Genomic DNA, 24901 nt, shown 5'->3' on the forward strand with positions numbered 1-24901 from the left:
CGCCCCGCACAACCTCAACGCACCCGCGGCGGAGCCGCTGCGGGTGCCAGGTGCCGCCCGTCAGCTGTTGTCAGCTGCCGGCGGAACGGTGACGGTCACCGTGTAGGTGCGGACATCGGCGTTGTCGGTGTCGGGGTGGTGGGCGTCGGTCTCGCCCTCAGCCGGCGTCGAGGGCGTGGGGCCCGAACCTGTCAACGCGCGGGTCGTCGGGATCAGAGCCGGGACCGGGCACAAACACCAGCGCCCGCTGCGCCACCGGCCGCCCGTCCGCGGTGCACACCGCATTCGCGCCCTCACAGCCCGACCCCTCGGGCACCGTCACCGTGAGGGTGCCCTCGCTGCCGACCCTGATCGTGATGTCCCACAGATCGCTGCGCCGCTCCACACGCTTGGCCTTGACCACCCGATGCTCAGAACTCACCAGCACCGCGCCGCCGTCGCGCATCGTCACATAGCTCACCGCCAACGGCTCGCTGAACCGCACCCGCACCACCAAATCAGTGCCCACACCCCCATGAGCATCAGGCACACCCTCGAAACCCGCCGTCAACGGCGGCAACCCCGACCCGTCAGACCCGTCAGACCCCGACTCGGACCGCTGCTCAGCAGCCACCAACTCCTCAGGCTCCTCACCCAACAGCTCCCCCTGCTGCTGGGCAGGGATCTCGGCGAGCCGGGTGACATTGATGGTGTAGGTGCGCGCTATTCCGCCGTTGGCCACCGTGACCGTGATCTCGTTGGCGCCTTCGGCCAGCTCCACCTGGTGGCCGTCGGCCGGGTCAGCGTCTTCGGGCACGATCGTCACGTTCGCCTCCGCCATGTGAGCCGCGGCGGCGATCGTGGTGGACGTCGTGACTGCGGGCGCAACGAGGTCGTAGACGGGTTCGAGCGAGTCGAACTCGCCGATGTCCATGCCGGTGAGCTCGAGCGATTCGAGCGCCGCCGTGGGCATTTCGTACACATAGACGCGGCGGTCGACCGTGTCCGACACGAACAGCCGCCACCCGTCGGACCAGATGCCCCACGGGTCGTCGTTGCCCACCGCGTGCATGAGCGACGCGTCGATCTCCAAGTGCTCGAGGCGCGTGTCCAGCGACGGTCTCGATATCCCTGCGTAGGGGTACGACTCGGCGGTGTTGTCGTACACGTAGATGTGGTCGTCGGCGGGATCGACGATCCACATGTGCCTTCCGTCGGGAGACCACACGCCTGCGGGGTCGGTGTTGCCTTCGAGGTACAGCGTGTCGAGCAGCGCACGCTCGAGGTGTATGCGCGAGGTGTAGTCGCCGATGGCTCTGACGTCGGTGCTGCAGCTCGCGGTGGAAATGTCGTAGGCCCACAGCGAGGCCTCGTGACTGGTGTTCCAGGCAACCTCGGGGTCGGCGGACCACAAGATGCCGTCGTGCACCCACAGGCCCGTGGCCTCCTCGTTCTGGTAGTGATACCCGTAGTTGCCCAGTTTCCCGAGGCAGAACTCAGATCCGGCGTACTCGCCGGTGTCCAGCCGGTAAGCGGAGACCCGGGCCGCGCTGGGCTGCCTCGGAGACCGGTTCAGCCCCGACTCGACAAGGCGCTCGGCAACCCACATCAGCTCGCCGTCCGATGCGAGGCCGCCGGCGGGTCGTCGTGGCACAGCCGAGTCGCCGGTGCGCACACGGGAGAGATCCGAGATGTCGCGCTCGGGCAGGCGCGCCATGGTCTCGAGGTCGTAGGCATAGACGCGAACGTCCTTGGTGTCCATGACCCACATGACCTCGCCGTCAGACCAGATGCCCCTCGGAGCGTCGTTGTCAGGATGGAGATCGCCGTAGGCGCCGACCGAGCCCGTGTCCCGGCCCAGGCGGAAGACGTACTCGTTGCGGGTGCTGCCGTCTCCCGACACCACCTCCACCCGCGCGGTGGTGGCGAGCCAGCGGTCGAGACGGATCTGGTGGCCCTCGGTGGTGATGTCCGCGTCACGCGGGTAGTACCTGACCTCGGCGGATGCATCGGTCGCCGCCGCGCTCACGGTGGTGTACTGCTGCCACGCGGGCAGCGCCAGCACATATTCGGCATTGTCGAGATCGCTGCCGTCGAAATCGAACGGCTGCGCGCCGCTGAACGAGACCGCCGACAGTGTCGCCGTGTCGCTGAGGGCCGTGCCGGCTACGAAGACCGCCACGGTGTAGACGTCGACCTGGGCGTCGTGCAGCACCATCACGCCGATCGTGTTCGGTCCGGCGGACAGCTCGACCTGGTGGCCGTCGGTGTCGGGGTCGGCGTCGCCGGGCAATATCGCAACCTCGGCACCGGGGACTGTCGTTGTCGACACCGTCGTGGGCGACACCGAGTCGGCGCTTTCCAGCCGGACCTCGTAGTGATAGGTGTCCGCCGAGAACCCGCCTGGCAGAGCGATACCCGACAGCTCAAGCGCGGTGAGGGCCGTGTGCGGCTGCGCCGAGGCCGGCGGCACCAACCCCGAACCGGCCATCGCGGCCAGCCCAAGCACGCCGACTGCGATCGCGGTGCGCCTGCGCGGCGCACCGAGCTTCTGGGCGTTTGGGGCCATGATTCACCTCGGGTTTTGCGTGTCCCGGGACACCCATCGAGGCTAGCTCACCTTGATTTGACCAGCTCATACATGCCGATCCATCGATATAGGGGTGCTCTGGGTGACGCGGTGTCGGGCGGGCGCAGTGCCTGCGGGCGCACAGAGCTCGGATCCGCCGACGGCCGATGATGCGTCGTCGAGCATGATGATCCTGTCGGCCGTGGTCGCGCCATTGGACCAGACTCCCCCGAGCCATCTCGGTGACGCTCACGGGCTAGGAGGAGGGTGCCGCCTGCACGGTGCGGGTCCGCGCACGCTTCCGCAGCGTTGGTGGTGTGTGTGGGCTGGCATGATGGTGTCAGGCTGGTTTGGCTGGGGGTTTGGGGTGTCTGTTCGGGGTGCGGTTGGCGGTGTGGTGCGTCGGTTGTGGTCGGCGGTGTTGGCGATCGTGTTGGTGGCCGGTGTTGCGGCGCCGGCGGGCGCTGAGGATGTTGGTGCGGGCGATGGCGGTGCGGCGTGGGTTCGTGTGGGGGGCAGCGATGTTTCGTTGGGCGCGGGTCATGTGCTGCCGTATTCGCTGTGGTCTGACGGTGTGACGCTGTGGGTGAGCGATCCGGTGGCGGGCAGCGTGCTGGCCTATGACCTGGGGTCGGGCGAGCGCCGCGCGGGCCGTGATGTGGACGGGTCCGCGGTGGGGTTCTGGATGCCGATGGGCATCGGCGGCGACGGGTCGGTGCTGTGGGTGAGCGATCTGGCGAGCGAGAAGGTGTACGGGTTCGATCGTGCCAGCGGCGCGTTGTCGCCGGCGCGCACGGTGGATCCGGGGTTCTCGCCGCGTGATGTGTGGTCTGACGGTGTGACGCTGTGGGTGGCCGATCCCGGCGGGGGCGTGTTGGCGGCGTTCGACGCCGCGACCGGCGAGACGCTGGAGGGTCGGTCGCTGGCGGGGGTGGTGGGGTCGGGCACGCGTGGGCTGTGGTCCGACGGGACCACGATGTGGGTCGCCGACGGCCCCGCGGCGGCGATCCGGGCCTATGAGGTGGCGTCGGGCGAGGCGAGGCCGCAGTCGGGGTTCGACGGTCTGGCTGATGCGGGGAACTCCGAGCCGGCGGGGATCTGGTCAGACGGCGACACGATGTGGGTGCTGGACCACCTGCAGCACCAGGTGTTCGCCTACCGCATGGCACCCAACACCGCACAGCCGCCCCAAACCCAACACCAAACCGACCAGCAAGACCAGCAGCAGCAAGGGCAGGCAGATCAGCAGGACCAGGGTCAGCAGCAGGACGCCGAGCAGCAGGACCAACAGCAGCAGGGTCAGGCTGATGGGCAGGCCGACGAGCAGCAGAACGGCGACGAGCAGCAGGACCAGCAGCAGCAGCAAGAGCAGGCAGATCAGCAGGACCAAGCCGACGAGCAGCAGGACCAGCAGCAGCAGCAAGAGCAGGCAGATCAGCAGGACCAAGCCGACGAGCAGCAGGACCAGGCCGACGAGCAGCAGGACCAACAGCAGCAGGGTCAGGCTGATGGGCAGGCCGACGGTCAGCAGAACGGCGACGATCAGCAGGGCGAGGAGCAGCAGCAAGAGGCTGACCAAGCCGATCAGCAGCAGGCGGTGGTGCGGGCTGAGAACGAGATCGGCGCGGTGGTGGTGTCGAGCGATGCTGCGGGTGAGTTGACGGTGTCGTGGGAGGCGCCGGTGCTGGTGCCGTTCGAGTACCGGGTGAGCTGGGCGCGTGAGGATCTGGAGTTCTTGTCGTTCCGGTTCGCGAACGAGGCTCATCGCGGCAACGAGTGGCCCTCAGGTGATGCCACGTCGGTGACCCTGAGCGGTCTCGAGGAGGGCGCCGCCTACAAGGTGCAGCTGCGGGCGCGGTTCCGCGACGCCCGGGGCAAGGTGTCAGCGTCGCCGTGGACCAACGAGACCACAGCGACCGTGCACTCAGCGACGACGCTGCTCGCCCAGCAGCAGGCCGAACAGCGCGACGAACAGGACGACGGCGAGTCTTCCCAGCACCAAGGGCAGGGCACCCAGGACGATCAGGACGCCGAGGAGCCCCAGATCGAGCTGTCCCCACCGCAGATCGAGTTCGTCGAGTTCGTCGAACAAGACGACGACGAGGAAGAGCCCGTCGCCGCCCAGCAGAACACCGACGACGAAGCCGAGCTGGCCGAAGGGGTCTTGGTCTCCAATCTTCGCTTCGGCAACAGCGACGGGCCGTGGGAGGGCTATGTCAGAAGTGGCGAGGCGACCGTGGGGCCGGCGCCCCAGGTGGTTTCGTTCACCACCGGCAGCGCTGGGCGGTACCGGTTCAACGGCATCAAGGTACGCGGTCGGCGCGGGGACAGTCTCTGCACAACTCCGGACCCGCTCGTGACGCTGCACAGCAACGACGGCTCCGCGCCCGGCGGTGTGATATGGGAGTCCGCCGACCGGTCAGTCCCATGGGACGGGGGCGGATGTGGCACGTTGCTGGCGACCCTCACCGATCCGAGTCGATTCTTGCCGCTTCCCTACTGCGACCGCTGGTCGCTGAACGCGAATGTGCACACCATCGTTGACGCAGTCTTCACGGTGCCGTCGGGCTCGGTGATCCTCGAGCCCGACACCACGTACTGGTTGTCGTTCACGATTCACAACAAGGACCTCCGCGCATCGGGCGAGAGATGGGTCGTTCAGGGCACGAAATCGCTTGACCAGGATGCAGCCGAGGGCTGGTCCATCGGCGATTTCCGTCTGTCCATATGGTCTTATGCGTGGTATCGATACCAGAGCATTCCCGCATTCGACCTGCTGGCCGAACTCATCGAAGACACCGATGAGTAGTCGCCTTCGGGATCAGAGCCGGGGCCTCTATCTGTTTGGCTCAGGCATCGGAGTGTGCTCTGCTGCATGTTCCGCTGTCGTGGCCAGTGCCGATTCTTTCTCATCGCTCATGATGTCTTCGATGAGATGCATCGACGCGAGAGGCCCGAGTCTGATAGGGCCTCGCCCGTCACGAACGAGGCATCCGATGTCGACGAGTTCTTTGATTCTGTGAGTCACATGGGACGACTCGAGAGGGAGAGATGCGCCTAACGTGCGCCTGGCTACGAGGCCGCCATGCTGAGCGACTGCCTTCAAGATTGCTTGGTCTGATCGAGGCAAATCGTGCCATAGGGACTCATGGACCCGTTGCCTGAGTTTGTTGGACGCCTCGCGGATGGCGAGATCCGCTATCACACTGTCCACGACTTTGCTTCGGGACCCGCTGATCTTCCATGCCTCGTCGCCGATCAGCTGCATCTTGTACGGATATCCGCCGGATGCTGAGGCCATTTCCATCACAGCATCGGCGGTGTACTCGCGACCGGCGTCTGTCAAGGTGTTGCTGAGAAAGGACAACACGCTGGACTGATTCAAGGAACCGATCGGCTCATCATGGCATCGCAGGAAAAATGTGATCTTCTCGCGCTGGAACAGATTCCTCACATTCGGCAGACCAGCGCCGACGAACGCGATCGGCAGCAGCCTGCGTTTGATCAGACGCTGCATGTCGGACGCGAAGCTGCGCAACTCCTCGACATCGCCCGAATGAATCTCGTCGACGGTCACCAAGACAGCCGATCCTCTCGATTGGGCATGGAGCCCCATGATCTCCAGCGATTCCTCGATGTTCGGCAAAGGCGTGGTCCGGCGCTTGGATCGCCTGCTGATGGATGCAACCTTGACCGATACGGACACCTCGGTCTCAGATTCCCTGTCGGGAGGCAGCAGCCCCTCGGGGGAGTCCTCGCTTGTCGTTGCGTACTTGCGGATCGCCCGCTCCATCCTTGCGTATATCCCCGGAGCGCTGGTGTCCGCTGACAGCACAGCCCATCCCTTCGACGCAACCGTCGATTCCAGCTCGTTCAAGATCACGGTCTTGCCCGATCCCCTAGGGCCGAGGAGCAACGACGCGAACCTGGGATCGGCAGGCCCGCTGCGCAGGCCGCCCTCGATCTCGCCGATCTCGTCCTCGCGGCCGACCAGCCGGTAAGGAGGCGTTCCGAACCCGGGTGTGAAAAGGTTGCGTCCTTTGGCAGCAGGTACGGCATCGCCGAACAAGTCGATCTCAGCCACGCATGCATGCTACATGTATGGTCAACTTTCGCGTAGGAAATCCGCTCAGCGCTGCTTCCGTCAACATTGACATGTGTCAATCAGTTTACTGATGCCACAGTCAGCACAATTCGGCTTGCTGATGCTCAGGACGCGGGCACGGTTGCGGTGGTCTCGGCGACCCGGTCACTGCGCAGCCTGGCTAGCTGCTGGTGTCGGGCCCTTCGATGAAGACCTGGGCCGCCTGCGACACCGGCCGCCCGTCCGCAGTGCACACCGCATGCTCGCCGTCACAGCCGGAGCCCTTGAACACCGTCACCGACAGCCTGCGATCATCGCCGACCCTGATGGTGATGTCCCACAGATCGCTGCGACCCTCGACCCGCTTGGCCTTGACCACCCGATGCGGGGACTGCACGAACACCGCACCGCCGTCGCGCATCGTCACATAGCTCACCGCCAACGGCTCGCTGAACCGCACCCGCACCACCAAATCAGTGCCCGCACCCGAATGCGCATCGGGCAGTTCCTCGAAACTCGCCGTCAACGCCGGCCCCACCGGCTCAGGCTCATCGGATACCGACTCGGGCTCGGGCTCGTCGGCCTGCTGCTCAGACTCGTCAGACTGCTGCTCATCGGAGCCCAGCTCGTCGGCCTGCTGCTGCTGGGCGACCGGCGACGACGACACCACCGCCGTGACCTCATCAGTCCACGGCGACGCCGACACCTTGCCCTCCAGACTGCGGAACCGTGCGCGGATCTGCACCTTGTAGACAGCGCCCTCCTCAAGGCCGGTGAGCGTGACCGAGGTGGCGTCGCCCTCAGGCCACACGTTGCCCCGATGGGTCTCATCGGCCTGCCAATACGACAGATACCCCAGATCCTCCCGAGCCCACATCACCCGATACCCGAACGGCGCCAAACCCGGCGCCGCCCACGACACCGACAGCTCCCCCGGCGCACCGCTCGACACCACCACCGAGCCGATCTCATCAGGCGCCAGCACCCGCTGCTCCAACACCCCCAACGGCTCCTCACCAGACTCTGACTCCCCCTGCTGAGGATCCTCGGACCGCTGCTCCTCGGACTGCTGCTCGTCGGACTGCTGCTCCTCGGACTGCTGCTCCTCGGACTGCTTCTGCGCAGTGAGGTCTTCACCGGGCACGAATCGCACATCCGGAGGCGGCGACGCCGCGGCCCGCTCGACGGTGACGGTGTACACCGTGGTTGTGCCGTCGGGCGCAGTCACCGTCGCCGTGAAGGTGTTGGCGCCTTCGGCAAGGTCGACTTGGTGGCCGTCGGCGCCGGTGTCGGCGTCGGCGGGCGAGACGACGACCTCGGCCTCGGGGTCGAACGCCTCATAGGTGAGCGTGGCCGAACTCACTGTGGCGGCCACCGTCGCCGAGTAGTCCCTCGTCCCCTTGTCAAAAGTGCCGAAGTCGACGCCGCTCAGCGCCAGCGACGTCAGCAGCGTGCTCACCGGCGCATCGACGGTCACGATGCTTTCGCTGAGATGGTCGGTCACCCACATGGTGTGACCGTCAGACCACACTCCCTGCGGGCGGACCACCTCGCCGTTCGGCCCCCGCACCTCCACATCGCGCTGCGGCTGGCGATCGCCGGTGGCGAGCTCATAGGCGTACAGCTTCGAATCCCAGTAGTCGGGCACCCACATCGTGACCGTGTCGGACCACGGATCGCCGGGAGTGTCGTTGCCGTGTCTTCCCAGACCGAGGATGTCCTTGGTCCCGACCCGCTGATTGGTGGCCGGATCGACGGCGAAGATCCGCTGGTGCTTCCGGTCGGTGTACCACATGGTCGTTCCGTCCGACCACAGGCCTGCCGGGCGCGCAGGGGTGAACCACGAGATAGTGACGTCGCGATTTGACGTGTACTCCCAGGTGGACAACTCGTAGGCGCGGGCCATTCCGTAGCGAGTGACGGCGACCCACATGATGTCGCCCTCGGACCACAACCCGACCACCGTGTCGTGGCCGCTCTCCAATCCGCCGAAGTCGCGGTCAGGCAGGCGCGCGAGGGTCTCCAAGTCGTAGGCGAACAGCGTGTTCGACTCCTGCTCGGCCGCCCATATGACCTCGCCGTCGGACCACAAGCCGCGCAGGCTCGGGCCAGTGCTCTTCTTCGGCAACCTGTCTGCAGGAGGGCGATATATGTTCACGGTGTACAGCCGTGTCGTCGACAGGTCCGAGGACACCACGGTGATCGTGAAGCGGCGGTTACCGCCCTCTGCGAGGCCCATCTGGTAGCCGGCATCGCTCTTGGTGTGATAGGGCCAAACGGTCACTGTCGCGTTGGGGTCCGTCGCAGCAGCGGTGATGGTGGTCTGAGTGACGTCGTTGTCGACTTGGGCGCTGCAGGGGCAATCATCGGGGTTGAACGTGGAGGCGCCGCTGAAGCTGAGCGTGCTGAGCGATGCGTCCGAGGAAAGGGTCGCGACGTCGTGCTTGACCACGTTCACGGTGTAGGTCCTGACCTGGGTGCCGAGCGTGACGGTGAGGGTGACGGTGTTGGAGCCCAGCGACAGGTCGACCTGGTGGCCGTCGGTGTTGCTGTCGGCGTCGGCGGGGCTGACGGTCACCGTCGCGTCGGATTCCGTGGCGGCTGCGGCGACGGTGGTGGCGCTCACGGTGTTGTCGGCCGCGGCCTTGTAGGTGTCGACCCTCGGGCGCAGTCCGCGGAAGCTGACGTCGGTGAACGAGAGGCTCGCCAGCCGCGCACGCGGTGCCATCGGGTAGGGGTAGACGATGAGGTCCTCGCTGTCGAGCACCCACATGGTGTCGCCGTCGGACCAGATGGCAGCGGGATCGTCGTTGCCGACTCTGCCCAGCGTGCCTATCTCGAAGCTGGTCCGGCGGTCGACGTAGTCCCAGTCGTAGGCGTAGGCGTAGATCCTGTCGTCGTCGTCGTCGAGCACCCACATGATCTCGCCGTCTGACCACACATCGCGTGGGGAACGGTTGCCGAAGCGCCCGCCGATGCTGCCGATAGTGCTGAAGGGCCGCCCGCCGTGACGGTAGTTGCCGGTGGTGAGGTCGACGACCAAGATCTGCGAAAACTCGCTGTCGGCGATCCACATGTTGGTCCCGTCGGACCAGATGCCCTCAGGCGCATAATCGGCGATCGGGAACACCACCGGCGACGGCCGGTTTGGTCTGGTTCCGTTGCGGTCGTGTGCGGGTCGGCGTGCGCCGGTGGCGGGGTCGTAGGCGTAGAGCCCGCCGTAGAGGCCTTCGAGGGCGTAGAGGTTCTCGCCGTCGCCCCACAGGCCTCCTCCTTCGAATCTGCCGGCGTTGAGGTCGTCGCCGTGGATGTCGTGCACGTGGGTGAGCCGGAAGTCACGGTCGGTCTGGCGTGCGCCGGTGTCGAGGTCGTAGGCGTGGACCCAGTCGGGGCCGGTGACCCACAAGACGTCGCCGTCGGACCACATCGACGCGACGGGCGTGGTGTCGGGGTCGAGGCGGATGACGCCGTCGGTGTAGGCGCGTCCCACGCTGATCGTGTACTGCGCGGTGGCGGACAGGTCAGAGGAGACCACCGTGACGGTGACGGCGGTGCTGGCGCCCGCGGCGAGGCTGACCTGGTGGCCGTCAGTTGCGGTGTCGGCGTCGCCGGGTGTGACGGTGACCGACGCGTGCGGGTCAGCAGGCGTCGCCGCGAGGGTGACCGAGCCGACCGAGCTGTCCACCGCAGCGGCATATGAGTAGGCGTCGGCGCTGAAGGTGCCGATCCCGACTGCGGTGTCGGTGTCGGTCTCGGCCAGGGTGAGCGCGCTCAGCGAAGCGTCGTCGGTGACGGCGGGAGCGTCGACCTGGGTGACGCGCACCGTGTACACCGCCGACACGGTCAGATCCGACGAAGTCACGGTGACGGCGACGTTGTTGGCGCCCGCCCCGAGCGCTACCTGATGGCCGTCGTCGGGATCGGAGTTCGCGTCCGCGGGCGTGATGTTGACCGACGCATGGGGGTCCGTGGGGGTGGCAGTCACCGTGGCAGAAGCGACCGTGGACGGCACGACTGCCTCGTAGCGGCGATCGGCAGCGTCGAACGTGCCGATGTCCACACCGCTCAGGCTCAAGGCGCTCAGCGACGCGTCGTCGTCGACCGCGCCGAGCGAGGAGCGCTCCACGGCCACGTTGTAGGTCTCGGTCAGCGTCCCGTTGGTGACCGTCACCGTGATGGCATTCGCGCCCGGCGACAAGTCGACCTGGTGGCCGTCGGTGCTGCTGTCGGCGTCCGCGGGCGCGATAACAACCGACGCTCCCGAGCCCGCAGCGGCCGCAGCAGCGACCGTCGTCTGCGTCGTCGCTGACGGCACCCGCACCGAATAGGAGAACCGGCCCGCAGAGAACACCCCGAAGTCCACGCCGCTCAGCGTCAGCGACCGCAGCAGCGCGCTGTCGGGCATCCGGTACGCGAACAGCCTCGACTCGCCGTCGTCGTTCGACTTGCCGCTGTCGGCCACCCACAGCGTCGACCCGTCCGCACAGCGCCGCCGGACGGCCGTTGCCCGCAGCGGCCAAGGTGTCGAAATCCCCAGCAGGACGCCGCGCGCCCGTCGAGAAGTCGTACGCGTACACCTTGTCGTCGGCCATGTCGGCCACCCACAGCGTCGAGCCGTCCGACCACAACCCCGTAGGACGGTCATTGCCCGCCGCATCAGGCGAATCGACATCATCATCAGGCCGACGCTCACCGGTGGCGAGATCGTACGCGTACACCTTGCTGTCCCAGTAATCGGCCACCCACAGCGTCGAGCCGTCCGACCACAGCCCCCGCGGCCAATTGTTGCCGGCCGCAGCCAGCGTCTCGATGCCCAAGAACGGCAGATGAGCACCGGTGGCCAGATCGTACGCGTACACCTTGGAATCGGCGCCGTCGGACACCCACAGCACCGACCCGTCCGACCACATTCCCATCGGATACGTGTTGCCCGCCCCACGCAGCGAATCCACATCATCGCCAGGCCGGCGCACGCCAGTCGCGAGATCGTACGCAAACACCTTGTCCTCGACCAGATCAGCCACCCACAGCGTCGCCCCGTCCGACCACAACGCGCTCGGATACTCATTGCCCGCCGCAGCCAGCGTGTCAAGCTCCGCATCCGGCAACCGGGAGAACGCCGCAGGCTCCTGCGCGCCAGCGCCACCAGACCCAACCGGCACCACCACCCCAGCCGCGACCGCAACCGCAACCAGCCGCGCCGCCCGGCCCAGCCAGCCTCGCCCGAACACACCCAACCGAGTCATCACCACCCGACCTTGTGGAGCTACAGACCGCCGACTGGCGTGCCGTGAATCTGGAGCATCATGGAACGGCCTGGGTCTGGTTGGGCCGTGTAGGAACCGACGGCGGATGCGCTGCGGCGCCACACTTCGTGCTCGATACTCCAGCCGGGATAGAAGCGGTCCTCTCCGTCGGACTCGGTGACCGTCCAATGGACGTGTTCGCCGCCGGTCGCGGCAGATTCGACAACGATCCAATAGCTGGTGGAAGCGTCAAGCCTGGTGCCCGACGGGGCGGTGTAGGTGTATTTCTTGGGGGCCGAGCTTGCATCGAGCGAGGCGGGAGCCGTGAGCGCGGTCGCGGTGCCGGTGCTGGGTGATGTGCCGCTGACGAGGCTCACCGTCGGGGCAGCGACACTGCTGCCGCGCTCGGTTTCGAGGCGGACATCGACGCTGGTCAAGTTGTAGCCGCCGGTGTTGCTGCCGGTTGTGAACCGCTGCGCGTAGTCATGGTCGACGAGGGCTTCGGCGGACTTCTCGGTTTGGCCGGTATTGCCGACCAGGACCGGGCCGTCGTTGTCCACAAAGCTCACCGTGGTGGGCCCCGCGGCGGCGTAGCCCGACGGCGGGTCGCCGAAGCTGATCGTGACCGATTCGCCGTCGTCGTCGTCGCTGTCGTTGCTGGCCGAAACGGTGAAGGTCGCCGTGGTCGCAGCCACGTCGAAGGTCACCGACGCGGGGATCGCGGAGTGGTCTTCGGCTGTGGCGTCGCCGCCATAGGAGACGTTCAGCGGGATCGTCACCGCTGTCGTGGGAGCCTCGGAAACGACCACTTCCACGGTGACTGCGGTGCCGCCCTCCACAGCCGCATAGGCCGGCGAGCCGAACTTGATCGCCGTATCCCCGACCACCGAGACCGCGTAGGGGCCGTTGTCGGTGCCGTGCCCTGTGACGGCGATGAAGTAGTTCCCTGCCGAAGCAGGCTCGAACCTGACGATGGCCTCGTCGAAGTCGTAGTCGATCTCATTGGCCGGCTTTGCCGAGGTCCTCGCCTGCTTGGTGCCCGAGGAGTCGTAGATGCCGACGATCTCCGCCATCATGTGGGACCGCCCGAAGTGGTAACGCATAGCGGAGCTGAAGGGACGGGCGGTCATGGTCACGACGTAGTCGACGTCTTGCTCCAAGACAACCTTGATCCAGTCCACATCGAAGCTGAAGTCGACGTTCCCGTCAATGGAGCCGCCCACGGCCACCGTCCCGGTGGTCGCAGTGGTCGAGGTGAAGTCGTCGGTCAGCGTCTTGAGCTCCACGTAATACGAGTCATGGAACGAGAGGCCCCCTCTGTTCACCGAGATGTAGTGCGTACCGGTCTCGCTGACCGAGAAGCCCTGGTAGTTGCCAAGGCGGTCCCGCTCGTCGAACGCGTAGCTGATCTGGCCCAGGCCGCCATTCTGTTGGTACGGCCGGTTCGTGCCCGGCAGCAAATTGCCCGTGCTGTCATACACCCCGGTGAGGTACCGCTGCGACCCGAGGATCGCCAGATAGCTCTGTCCCGCTGTGGCCGAGAAAGAGAACCAGTCCACGTCGTCGTCAGACGTCTGCGTGCCGCTGACCTGAGCGCCGCCAACGGTCACCGAGCACGTAGTCGCCGTGCTCGCAGCGCAGTCGGTCTCCTCGTCCTGCGCGGAGACGGGTCCGACCGCCACGACGGCCACCAGCAGCCCTACTGCGAGCGCCGCAACAGCTATTCGACGAGCGGTCCGGCGTGGCGACCAGACGCTCCGCAATGACTTGTCCAAGGCTCCCATGAGCATCCCACCTACGATCCGATTCGGGCTCATCCTGAGCCGATTTTACATCTGTGCCGACACTCAAGTGCTGGTAGGGACATGCTATTGACTGGTGCGGCTTCGCGCGGGCTCGGCGCGTCAGTCGCCCGAGCGCCCGCCGGCGTGTCACCGCTCGTTCCGAAACGGCGTGTGCTCGGTGCCGCTCGTCAGCTGTTGTCGGCTGCCGGGGGCACGGTGACCGTGACGGTGTAGACGCGCACATCCGCGTTGTCGGTGTCCGCGTCGCCGTCGGCGTCATAGGACGACGTCACCGTGATCGTGTTGTCGCCAGCGCTGAGCGTCGCAGAGGCCCCCGTGCCGGTCGTGCCGTCGGCAGCCTCCCACGCGACCGACACCGACGCGTCATCCGCGAACGCCGCCGTCGCGGTCACCGTCACAGACGTGGTGCCGGCTGCTGCGGTGCCCTCATAGGCGAACGTGCCGGTCTGGAACACCCCGAGCTCCGCACCCGACACCGACAGCGATTTCAGCGCCGCCGAAGTCGGCATGTTGTAGGCGAACACCTTGCTGTCTGAGCCGTCCGGCCACCCGGCAACCCACATGGTCGCGCCGTCGGACCAGATTCCCTGGATCCGCTTGTTGCCCGACCTCGACAGGGTGGTGAAGTCCAGACTGCTGCGCCTGGCGCCGGTCGCCAAGTCCCAGGCGAACAGCTTGCTGTTGGAGCTGTTCGCGACCCACATGGTGACGCCGTCTGACCAGATGCCCTGAGCCACCCGCGTGTTCGCGATCTGCGGGTCAAGAGTGATGGTGCGGGAACTCACATGATCGCCGCTGTCGACTTCGTAGGCATGTATGCGCATGGTCAATTGGTCGAGCACCCACATGAGGACTCCGTCAGACCACAGCGACTCGGGATCGGCCGGATAGTCGAATCGCGGGAGCACGATCTCCTTGTCGGCAAGCCTGCTGCCGGTGTCGAAGTCGATGGCGACGACTTTGGCCGCAGTGCCGAGGTCGTCGGCCAGCCACATGGTCTCACCGTCAGACCAGAACCCCTTGATGTTCACATTTCGATCCAGCAATTGTTGATAAGCGAATGTGCTGAGGCAGGCGCCGGAGTTTGAATCGACGTTGAGGCAGGCGCCGGTGTCCAAGTCGAGCTCGTAGACCCAATAGGAGTTCACCTGCACCCAGACCGAGGTCCCATCGGACCACAGATCGGTCACGCCGCCCTGGTCTCGCGGAAGCACCGGAGAGACGTCCTTGCCGACCTGGCGCGAGAACGGTCCGTCGTCGTCGATGAGGTGAATCGTGACCGAGGACCTTCCGATGAAGCCGGGGGGCAGATCTCCCAAGGCGAAGACCAGGTGCTCGCCGCCGTCGTGGTCGGTGTCGTCGACGGCGGTCACCGTGAAGGTCTTGACCGTCTCGCCCACGCCGAAGTCGAAGCTGAGGTCCTCGACGGAGTAGCTGACGTCCCCAGGAGAAGCGCCGCCCCGCATCCGCGCTGTCAGCGGAATCGTGACGGGCTCGTCGGGCGGGCTGTCGAGGCGGACACGGACCTGCACGGCGTCGCCGCCCTCGTACGCGTACGGGCGCGCTCTTTCCAGTCTCACTTCGATGTCGTCGTCGACGATTTCGACGGTCGCGGTGGTCGGGACTGCCACACGGAACCCCGGCGGCAGGTCGCCGAATCTCACAGACAGACGGTGGCCGTCGTTGTTGATGCTGTCGTCGGGAACGGTCACGGTGAACGTCGCGCTGGTCTGGTCCGCCGCGAACGCCAACGCGCTGCGCGACAACGAGTACCGGTTCGCCCGGTTCGTGCCGCGTAAGGTGGCCTCGAGCGGCACCGAGACTTCTCGCTGGGGCGCCGCGGACAGCTCGACGGTGACCGTCACCGGCGGGCCTCCCTCCTCGACCCGGTAGGACCCCTCGGCGAAGCTGACGACCACATCGGGGGCGTCGTCGTTGTCTCGTGGGGTGCTGCTGCCGCCTGATCCGCCACCGCTGCCGCCGCCTGATCCGCCGCCGCCTGTGCCGCCGCTTGATCCGCCGCCGCTGCCGCCGCCTGATCCGCCGCCGCTGCCGCCGCTGCTGCGGCCGCTTGATCCGCCGGTGCGGCAGTTGCGGAGTTCGTTGTCGAGGGCGTAGCGGGCAGCAGCAGCAGCGTCGGTGACGCGTATGGCGGGGTGGCCGAGCCGGGCGAGCTCGGCGGGGATGTCGTCGCTGAGCGTTTCGGTGTCGCCCACGAGTATCGCGAGCTGGGGGCGGATGCGTCCCAGCGCCGAGCGGGTGTCGCTGCCCAGCCCGTCCGCGCTCGCCGTGTAGAGCACCACGCTGTCGCCCAGCGCCGCCGCCAGCGCCGCAGCCGTGCCCACATCGGCCTGCGACCAGCCGTTCGCCACCACAGCGGCCTCCGCGCAATCGGGCGCCCACCGGCGAGCCGCCCTCGCCGCGGTCGCGACCCGGTCCTTGCCGCCCACACGCTCTGTCCCGGCGCCGCCGGCCGCCCCGGCCGCCGCAGCGACAACCGAGTCAGGCACCGCCGCCGCGCCGCCCACCACCACGATCCCGCTCACCGCCGCATCGGCCAGCAGCTGCCGCGTCCCATCAGGCAACGACCCTGAGTCCGAGTACAGCACCACGTCCGCGCCGCCCGCAGCCACCACCGCAGCCGCCACACCCACATCAGCCAACGACCACCCATCCGCCAACACCACACCCACACCGGCGCCGCCCGAACGGCCCGCCAGCACCCGACGCGCCGCCGCAGCCGCCGTCGCCACACGATCCGCGCCGCTCACACGCTCCACCGCGACACCCGGCGCCAATAGCTCCAACTCCCCCACCACAGCCTCGCCCAGCACCGCAGTGCCCCCCACCAGCACCACACCCGACACCGCCCCCGCAGCCCGAACCACCCCCACAGCCGCCTCGCCCAAACCACCAGCAGACCCCGCAGCCACCACCACATCACCCACACCACCAGCCACCAACCCCGCCGCCACACCCACATCAGCCAACGACGAACCATTCACCACCACCAACACCACACCACCAGAACCCTCCGACTGCGCACCCGCCGACGGCACCACACCCACCGCCAACACCACAACCGCGACCACCGACACCCACCCACGCACTAACCGCATGAGCCAAGCATGCCAGACCAGATGTGTCTCACACGTCAACAAGCCAACAGCACGCCCGAACCAACCCGCCACAGCCGCAACAAGACGCCCCGCTGCCCTCAGCTGCGGACCCTCAGACCACGCCGCTTACACAAACTTCCCGGGTGTCACTGTCGGGGTTGCCAGGGCCGTCATTCCGGGGGGTGACGGTCTGACAGTGCCTCTCCTAGAGCCCCCCGACGGGGTTCCGGTGAATCGTGACCGTGTAGGTCTGCCAGTTCGAGCCGTCCGCGGAATGAACCAAGATGGTGATCTCGTTCTCGCCCACGTCCAGGTTCACTTGGTGCCGATTTCCAGTGCCGGAGCCGGGCTCGATCTGCACAGTGGCGTCGCTCACCTCACTGGTCGCTGATACGAACACATTGCTCACGCGGTTGTTCACGGTCGCCCGGTAGTTCGGAGTGAACGGCGCGAACGTGCCGAAGTCGATGTACTCAATCTGTGATTCTGCCGGTGTCGCGGCAGTAGATGACTTGGCTGAGCTTCCGCTTCCGCTCCCAGTATCGACGGCCCTGCCGATCTCGAGTGATTCCAGCGCAGCACTCGGGGGCATCTTGTAGGCCTTGAGCGAGCCTGTGCCAAAGAAGTCGTCGCCTTCGGGTTCGGCGAATTCTCCCAGCCACATGAAGTCTCCGTCAGACCACAGCGAGCGCTTCGTCGTGTTGGCGCCATCGCCATCCGGGTGGAACCAGAAGTTGGTCAACGCGGCGCCGCTCTCCAGCGCGTAGGCATAGACCGTCGTCTTGTCTTGGTCATCGGTCACCCACATCGTGGTTCCATTGGACCACAACCCGGACGGATTCCGATTGCCGCTGGCCGTCTCGAAGCTCAAAGTGTCATCCAGAACGCCGGTCGCGAGGTCATAGGCAAAGATCCTCTGGCTGGATCTATTGGCTACCCATATAGTTGTGCCGTCAGACCACAATCCGCTCGGACGCCTGTTTTCGACTGGCAGTTCGATGTCATGCTCAGGCTCGTGGTCTCCGGACTCGAGATTGTGAGCGGCCAACCGCCTCTCATTCGGGTTAGACGGGTCGGATATCCACATAGTAGTGCCATCCGACCACAAGCCGTCCGATGACCATATCGTGTAGCTGACACCTATATCGCGTGCGGGCTCATGCTCCCCGGTCTTGGGGTTCACGGCAAACACACTGTTTGAATGATAATCGCCAACCCACATGGTGGTGCCATCCGACCACAGGCCGCCAGGACTGATATTTCCCCCGTGAGATTGGACCAATTCTGGCGAGAACTCGACATCGTGCTCTGGCACCCGGTCGAAGGTCTCGGGATGGTCTCGCTCGACCTCGATCGAATATACCTTGGCTGCGCCGCCTGCTGCGGTGACAGTGACGGTGATCGTGTTGGCTCCCGGACTCAAGTCTACTTGGTGGCCGTCCTCGTCCGGATCGGCGTCGGCGGGTTCGATGGAAACAATGCCCGAAGGAGCATCGCCGGAGACGGTCAATGACGTCGCCTCGGCGGTGACCGTGACGGAGTCGAGCCAGGTGGGCACAGTGCCGCTCTGGTAGCTGGTGGTCTCGGTCGAGAACCGGGGCGACATGCCGGCGTCGCTCAGTCCGAGCGATTTCAGGGCCGGCCGTTCGGGCATATGAAAGGCATAGATTCCCTTGTTGGAACTGAACTTTCCGATAGGCACCCACATCGTGGTTCCGTCAGACCAGAGGCCTGCAGGACCGAACTCGCCGTCGTAGTTGTAATGCGAGAAGGCCTCGACGTCGGCGTCGATGTCATAGTGTGGCTGACGGCGGCCGGTGGCCAACTCGTAGGCCAAGATCTGCTTGGTCTTGCCCTCGAGGAGCCACATGGTGAGTCCGTCAGACCAAATGCCCCTCACCCAGTCCTTCAAGCCAAAGCCGGTGCTGAAGGACCGTTCGTCTGAGAAGGCGCCGGTCTCCAAGTCGTAGGCAAAAATGACGCCGTTGTGGTCCGACACCCACAGGGTGGTGCCGTCCCCCCACAACCCTCTCGGCTTACCGTTACGGTACGCCGCCCACTCCGCTGATGACACGCCATCGTAGGGGTCTTTGAGGTCGATGTCTCGCTCGTTCCGGCGCGAGCCGGACTCTAGCTCGTAGGCGAACAGCCAATCGCGGCTGTCATCTATGGCCACCCACATGATAGTCCCGTCAGACCACATGTCACGAACATTTCTGTGCCAGTCGACTCGCAGCCCGTCATTGTCCTTGTCGGCAATGCGTTCGCCGGAATCGAAGTCGTAAGCAAATATCTTGTCGGCAATATGCCCGTCGCTCACCCACACGGTGCTGCCGTCGGACCAGATGCCGTGCAATATCGGAGACTGACGGCCGTCATCGTCAAGGTTCAGAAGATCGCGCGAGGGATCCCGGTCTGGGTTGGACTCCTCGGGCGTCGACTCGGTCGAGTCTTGGGCGCCGACGGGGTTCACTGCCGTCGCCGCCAGGAGCGCGAAGACAGCCAATAGCGACATCAGCAGTCGGGACGGCCGGCCGGCTCGCCCGGCTGTCAACCTGTACTTCTTGTCTCGGCCTGTTGACCCTTGCATCAGGATGCCTTTCTTGTTCATGCCGACTTCGCTTTCTCGGTAGTTCTCGGTGACCTGTCGGGGCCTACAGCCCGCCTGGAGCGGCGACCCTCTGAGAGGAGCCGCCTTCGACCGCGCTGTGCTTCAACTTGGCTGCGGTTCCGTCGGCGTTGACGATCGTGCCGCCATTGAGCTGCAGAGAGTTAGCGGGAATCGTCACGCCGTCGCTGTCGGAGTCGCCTTGGACGATCGTGTAGCGGAACACGGCCGTTGCGCCGTCGCTGCCTGCGTAGTCGGCCAAGCGTTCGACTCCGCCGATGTCCAGCGCAATCTGCGGGGTGCCCGTCACCGTGACACCGGAATCGAATCGGACATTCACCGTGATGACATCGCCGACGAAATAGTTGCCGCCGGCGCGACTCGAACTGAACTCGACACTCTGGATCCTGGGAGGAGCTGCCGAAACGGTCACCACAACGTCGAGCGTCGCTTCGTAACCCTCGAAGACTTGCGACATGGCAACGATGGTCACCTCGTAGTCGCTGTCACCGTCAGCATCGAGTGGCTCGGCGTGATGCGGCTGGCTGGCGAACTCCAGTGAAACCCCATCATCGACGTCGGTGAGTCGAAAGTCGTCCTTGTCTGCGCCTTCCAAGGACCAAGACACATACGCGCCGTAATTCGTAACGCTGAAGGTGCCGACTGACTCGTCGGTTCCGGTGTAGACCGTCGCCGATGACGAACCCAGTATCTCGAAAGGCGGCGGCTGAACCAGGTGTGGGGCACTGTCCGTCACTGGGCCGTGCGTCAGCGGCGAGTGCCTTCCCCGTCTGTCAGTGATTGAGCCTCCGTTGAGCCGCAGGGAAGTGGAGTCAATCGAGACGCCGTTGTTGTCCTCATCGCCGTCGACAACGGTGTATTCGAAAAATACATATGGCCCGCGTGCGGAGAGAAATTCGGCGGTTCGTGCAGTGCCACCGACGTTGAGCAGCAACTGAGGTGCACCATCGACCACCACTGGCTCTTCGAGCTGAGCCCATTGCGGAGCCGCGGGGTCGCCGAAGTGGACCCTGACGCGGATGGTGTCACCGGGGTAGAACACAGGGCCTCCAGCTAGGCGGAAATCGAGGCCAAGCACCGCAGGCCCGTCGCCTTGGACCGTGACGGTTGCGTCGGCAGACCCGGAGCGGCCGCCGCTCGTGCTGGCTTCCACGGTGACCTCGTACACATCGTCGCCGTCGGCGTCGTCGCCGCCTGAGTACTGGTACGCGGCGGCGAAGCCCAGGTCGCCGTCGCTGCTGATCTGCAACATGTCGCTGTCAGGACCGGACAGTGACCATTCGACGTTCTCGCTGGTACCTGTCGCACTGAAAGACCCCACGTCGCCGCTGAACCCGCTGGGGACCGCATAGGACGTGCGCCCTTGGAGCGTCAGCGGCACTGGGTGCGTCGTCACCGTCAGGATTTCCGATTCCTGATTCCACTCATGAACCTGGCTCGCCTGACGTATCACGAACCGCTTCGCGGGCACATGGAGCGTTACCGACCCTCGGCCGAGATCAGTCCGACGTAGCGTGAGGTGGTACAGCTGATCGCTCAGGCCCCGAACATCGCTTATCCAGCCTCCCGTGACGTCGATATCCGACCATGCTTCAAAGGCCGTACCATCATCAGCGGTAGTAACCACCGGGTGTGAAAGGCGCAGTTGAACATCGAATTCGGCAGCGGCAATCGGCTCGGGAGACTGCAATTCCCAAGCAACTGTCAACGGGGCGCCAATCGTAAACTCAATCGAGCCCGCCTCATTCGTCTCGCCTTCGAACTCCACACTCCCTGCCGGAACCGACACCGTCAAAGTCTCAGAGTCGGCGCCGAAGTCGGGTCGAATCTCGAAGAACTTGATATGCGGGCCGCGATGATGATCGATGGCTCTCAAGACGGTTCCATTGACCACTTCGACACTGTCCAAGTCGAAATCCGTCACTTGCACTGCTGACCCGTCGCGAAGAAATGCGACACGAACAATGAAGTCAGCCCGCACTGTCGTGCGGTTCGTCTCGGTGCCCGACTCACTCACCCTGTGGAGCCATGGCGTCAGCGTGCGGGCACGGTCGTCAACGGCGCTTTCTCCGCCAGCGTCCTCGGGCTGCGATTCAGTTGATTCTTGGGCGCCGGCGGGACTCACCGCCGCTGCCAGCAGTAGCACCAGCACAGCAAGAAGCTGCATCAGCCGCCGGGATACCGAAGTCAGGAAGCTGTTGTGCCCGGCAATCCTCTCGGCGTGGGGCCTCCGAAATTGGGTCTTTGGCCGGTCCATGTCAACTTCCTTGCTTGCGGACCAGATCTATCGGGGCTCTACAGCCCGCCTGGGGTGGCGACTCTCTGAGAGGAGCCGCCTTCGACCGCGGTGTGCTTCAACTCGGCTGCGGTTCCATCGGCGTTGGCGATCGTGCCGCCGTTGAGCCGCAGGGAATTCGCAGGAATCGTCACGCCGTCGCTGTCGGCGTCGCCTTCGACGACCGTGTAGCGGAACACGACCACCGCTGCGTCAGTGCTGTGGTAATCGGCCAGGCGTTCGACCCCGCCGATGTCCAGCGCTATCTGAGGCGTGCCCGTGACCGTGACGCTCGTGTCGAATTCGACATTCACCGTGATGACGTCGCCGACGGCGTAGTTGCCGTCATCAAGACTCGTACCCGATGAGACGTTCCTGCCAGGACTCTGACCGAAGGAGATATTGTCGATTTCGGGAGGAGGAGCGACGACAGTCACCACGAGGTCAATAGACGCCTCGTATCCCCCAATTCTGCCGATGTCGAAGCCGATTTCTTCCGCATGGAGGATGTCTTCTTCCGCAATGGCGACGATGGTCACTTCGTAGTCGTTTTGGCCGTCGTCATCGAGCGGCGTGGCGTGATCTGGGGGGCTGGCAAAATGCAGATCGACTCTTTTGCCGCTGTCACCGACTTCGCCTGATGCTCGGAAGTGCTGGCTGTCTGGGCCAATCAGAATCCACCTCACCCATTTGTTTTCAGCCGTGGTGAACCTGTAGACGAATTTGGCCCCCCCGTACCTCGTCAACGATGTCGGACCCGTTATCTCGAAGGGCACCGGACGCACCACGTGATCGGGACTGGATGCCACCTGGGAATTCGTCAAGGGCGACTTGCTTCCGTTGCTGTCGGCTATCGAACCGCCATTGAGGCGCAGAGAATTCTTGTCAATCGAAACTCCATTAGCGTCTTCATCGTCGGCGGCAACGGTGTATTCGAAGAAGACCTGCGATTGATGCGACGAGCTGTACTCGGCGACTCGGGTTGTGCCTCCGACATTCAGCATCAGCCGAGGTGAGCCCCCGACACGAACTGATATCGGAGCGTCGCCGTAGCCGAACGTGACCGTGGCGCTGATGGTGTCGCCGGGATAGTAGACAGAACGCTCGCCCTTGAGGATCAAGCGTTCGTCGGGGTTCGGAGGACCCAGATGGATGTCGATCACCCGGGGTCCGTCGCCGATGACGCCTACACTTGTGTCGGCGGACCCGGAGCGGCCAGCGCTGGTGCTGGCTTCTACCGTGACCTCGAACACGTCGTCGCCATTGGCGTCGTTTCCGCCCACGAATTGCGCATATTGCGGCGCCGCGAAGCACAGCACGCCGCTGTTGCTGATCTGCAAGAGGTCGCTGTCGGGGCCGGACAGCGACCATTGAACCTCATCGTCAGCATTGTCGTCGTCCGCACAGGTGTCAGCGGAGTCGTCATCCGCCGAGTCGCTGTCAGCAGAGTCGCCGACAGCGGAGTCGTCATCCGCTACGACACGATCCGCCACGATGTGGAACCGCCCCAAGACGCCAGAAAACCCGCTGGGAACTTCGGCGGAGTTGCCCCCGCCGATCACCAGCGGCGGCATCGACTCTGTCTGCGTCTCTGAATCGTCACCGACAGAGTCTTCGGGCGACGACTCGGACGATTCCTGAGCGCCGACGGGATTCACCGTCGTCGCCACCATGAGCACGAATGCTGCAAGAAGCGACAGCATCGTTCGCCAATGAGCGAGCGCATTCCGAGCAGAACCCTCGCGCTGGCGAGCTTCGCGGATCGACCTGTCCATGACGGTTCCTTTCTCAGGCGGTGCCGCGGACGATTCGCGGCGTCTGCAGAACGAGCGGTCTCCGTTGAGCGGGCGCAGAGCTGTCCCCCATTCGCGGCTCAGCCGCCTTCAGCGAGGCGGTACCAGCCGCCGCCGATGAGGGTTCCGTCGACGTCGATCAGCCACATGCGCATGGTCTCGGGGCCGATGCCTTCAGGGTTGTCGTCGGCGGTGATCCAGCCGCCTTCGGCGGTGGCATTGCGCACTGCGGGCCCCAGGAGATCTTCAATGTCGGTGTCGATGAGCCCGGGATCGATGTGTGCCAGGATCGTGCCGTCGGGAGCAGCGGCGATTCCCGTGAAGAGCCCGTCGAGCGTGACGGTGCGGTTGTAGTACTCCGCGAGCGGTATGAGGCCTGTGTTGACGCCTCCGGGCTCGGTGGAGAACTCGAGGAAAGCCTCCAGCCCGCCGCTGCGGAAATGCTCGGCCGCCTCCGAGAAGAGCTGAGGCGCGAACTCCTCGGTGTCGACGTACCAGCCCGAGCCGAACAACAGGCCGTCGTGGCGCACCACCCAGGCGTTCTTGAACTCGAACGAGTCTTCGTCGCCGAGTGCGCCGCTCGCCGGATTGGAGAAGACGTAGGGCACCCACTTGCCGGCCTGGGTGGCCGTGAGCATCTCGGCTCCGAAGACGTACCCGTTGACGTCGGTGCCGATCCAGCCGTTCAGGTCAGCCCCCAGGCGGTTGTCGTCGTAGTGACCGATGATCGTGTCGTCGGAGTCGACGACGAAGACGTACCACTGGCCGTCGACGCTGTCGGGGCTGTTGACCTCGTCAAGCAGCGCGTCCAGCCCTGCGCTGTCGTAGAGGTCGATGGCCTGGCTCACGACGAACCGGGTGTAGGCCGCGGCATCCGACTTCGGCGGCGGCCCGTCGCTGACCGCTGCCTCGTCAGGCTGAGCCTCGGCGTCGTCGCCCGCCGGCTCGGCCTCGACATCGTCGCCCGCCGGCTCTGAATCGACATCATCGCCCGCCGGCTCCGGCTCGGCTTCTGCGCTTGCCGGCGTCGATGTCGTCGCACTCGGTGCTGTAGCTGGGGCGGCCGTCGCCGCAGTGACCTCTTCGGTCTCGACGACGGACGCGTCGGGCATGTCGGCCTGCGGCTCGTCGTCTGCGGTGCAGCCGGCTGCCAAGAGCGCGGCCGCAACCACACAGACCGTTGCGAGGCGGCGCGCCGATCGCGCTGATCCTCCCCGCACAGAACGCCCGATCGCACCGTCCACCACTCGCTCCTTCGAAGCAACTGCCGACACCGAGTAGCTGCCGACACTGTTGGGCCGACTCTACAGCACACTCAGGTCAGCACTCTTCCATCACCACAGCATCAGCATGGCTCCGTCAGCACGGCACGATCGGCACAGCACCGGCACCCGCCTCCAGC

The 24901-nt window shown here is 65.4% G+C and carries 11 protein-coding genes; 1 reads left to right on the forward strand and 10 read right to left on the reverse strand.

Annotated features, from left to right (window positions below; translation table 11 throughout):
* Positions 1-60 precede the first annotated feature (60 nt).
* Both ACOGI5_RS00035 and ACOGI5_RS00040 read right to left on the reverse strand, forming a co-directional pair.
* The gene (locus ACOGI5_RS00035; protein WP_419862425.1) at positions 61-195 is read right to left on the reverse strand and encodes a hypothetical protein; all 135 of its coding nucleotides are present in this window, start codon (positions 193-195) and stop codon (positions 61-63) included.
* The gene (locus ACOGI5_RS00040; RefSeq protein WP_419862426.1) at positions 158-2548 is read right to left on the reverse strand and encodes a cadherin-like beta sandwich domain-containing protein; all 2391 of its coding nucleotides are present in this window, start codon (positions 2546-2548) and stop codon (positions 158-160) included. The genes ACOGI5_RS00035 and ACOGI5_RS00040 overlap by 38 nt, the downstream gene beginning before the upstream one ends.
* Before the next feature lie 394 nt (positions 2549-2942).
* On the opposite strand from ACOGI5_RS00040, the gene ACOGI5_RS00045 reads away from it, so the two are divergent.
* Positions 2943-5357: a fibronectin type III domain-containing protein gene (locus tag ACOGI5_RS00045; protein WP_419862427.1), complete on the forward strand. Its 2415-nt coding sequence runs from the start codon at positions 2943-2945 to the stop codon at positions 5355-5357.
* Positions 5358-5384: 27 nt separating this feature from the next.
* On the opposite strand, the gene ACOGI5_RS00050 is transcribed toward ACOGI5_RS00045, so the two are convergent.
* The 8 genes from ACOGI5_RS00050 to ACOGI5_RS00085 all read right to left on the reverse strand — a co-directional run bounded on the left by ACOGI5_RS00050 (position 5385) and on the right by ACOGI5_RS00085 (position 24743).
* Positions 5385-6632, reverse strand: coding sequence for an AAA family ATPase (locus ACOGI5_RS00050; protein ID WP_419862428.1), 1248 nt, complete (start codon positions 6630-6632; stop codon positions 5385-5387).
* 181 nt (positions 6633-6813) lie between these two features.
* Complete coding sequence (locus ACOGI5_RS00055; protein WP_419862429.1) at positions 6814-11094, reverse strand: cadherin-like beta sandwich domain-containing protein; 4281 nt, start codon at positions 11092-11094, stop codon at positions 6814-6816.
* An 804-nt stretch (positions 11095-11898) separates the two neighbouring features.
* Positions 11899-13560, reverse strand: coding sequence for a choice-of-anchor R domain-containing protein (locus ACOGI5_RS00060; protein ID WP_419862430.1), 1662 nt, complete (start codon positions 13558-13560; stop codon positions 11899-11901).
* Between the two features lie 290 nt (positions 13561-13850).
* A complete protein-coding gene (locus ACOGI5_RS00065; protein WP_419862431.1) occupies positions 13851-16802 on the reverse strand; it encodes a Calx-beta domain-containing protein in 2952 nt (983 codons plus the stop codon).
* 205 nt (positions 16803-17007) lie between these two features.
* On the reverse strand, positions 17008-19317 hold the full coding sequence (locus ACOGI5_RS00070; protein WP_419862432.1) for a cadherin-like beta sandwich domain-containing protein: 2310 nt from the start codon (positions 19315-19317) through the stop codon (positions 17008-17010).
* Between the two features lie 139 nt (positions 19318-19456).
* Positions 19457-21598 (reverse strand): hypothetical protein, encoded by a 2142-nt coding sequence (locus ACOGI5_RS00075; RefSeq protein ID WP_419862433.1) that lies wholly within the window; start codon positions 21596-21598, stop codon positions 19457-19459.
* Positions 21599-21726: 128 nt separating this feature from the next.
* Positions 21727-23481, reverse strand: coding sequence for a hypothetical protein (locus tag ACOGI5_RS00080; RefSeq protein WP_419862434.1), 1755 nt, complete (start codon positions 23479-23481; stop codon positions 21727-21729).
* 98 nt (positions 23482-23579) lie between these two features.
* Positions 23580-24743: a hypothetical protein gene (locus ACOGI5_RS00085; protein ID WP_419862435.1), complete on the reverse strand. Its 1164-nt coding sequence runs from the start codon at positions 24741-24743 to the stop codon at positions 23580-23582.
* Between the last annotated feature and the right edge of the window lie 158 nt (positions 24744-24901).

The sequence above is a fragment of the Candidatus Poriferisodalis sp. genome (genome assembly GCF_965208925.1).
GTDB lineage: Bacteria > Actinomycetota > Acidimicrobiia > Acidimicrobiales > Poriferisodalaceae > Poriferisodalis.

Coding starts and splice junctions, on each gene's coding strand:
- ACOGI5_RS00080 (WP_419862434.1), bottom strand. CDS start 23,481: ATGGACAGGTCGATCCGCGAAGCTCGCCAGCGCGAGGGTTCTGCTCGG.
- ACOGI5_RS00065 (WP_419862431.1), bottom strand. CDS start 16,802: ATGCGGTTAGTGCGTGGGTGGGTGTCGGTGGTCGCGGTTGTGGTGTTG.
- ACOGI5_RS00075 (WP_419862433.1), bottom strand. CDS start 21,598: ATGCAGCTTCTTGCTGTGCTGGTGCTACTGCTGGCAGCGGCGGTGAGT.
- ACOGI5_RS00070 (WP_419862432.1), bottom strand. CDS start 19,317: ATGTCGCTATTGGCTGTCTTCGCGCTCCTGGCGGCGACGGCAGTGAAC.
- ACOGI5_RS00040 (WP_419862426.1), bottom strand. CDS start 2,548: ATGGCCCCAAACGCCCAGAAGCTCGGTGCGCCGCGCAGGCGCACCGCG.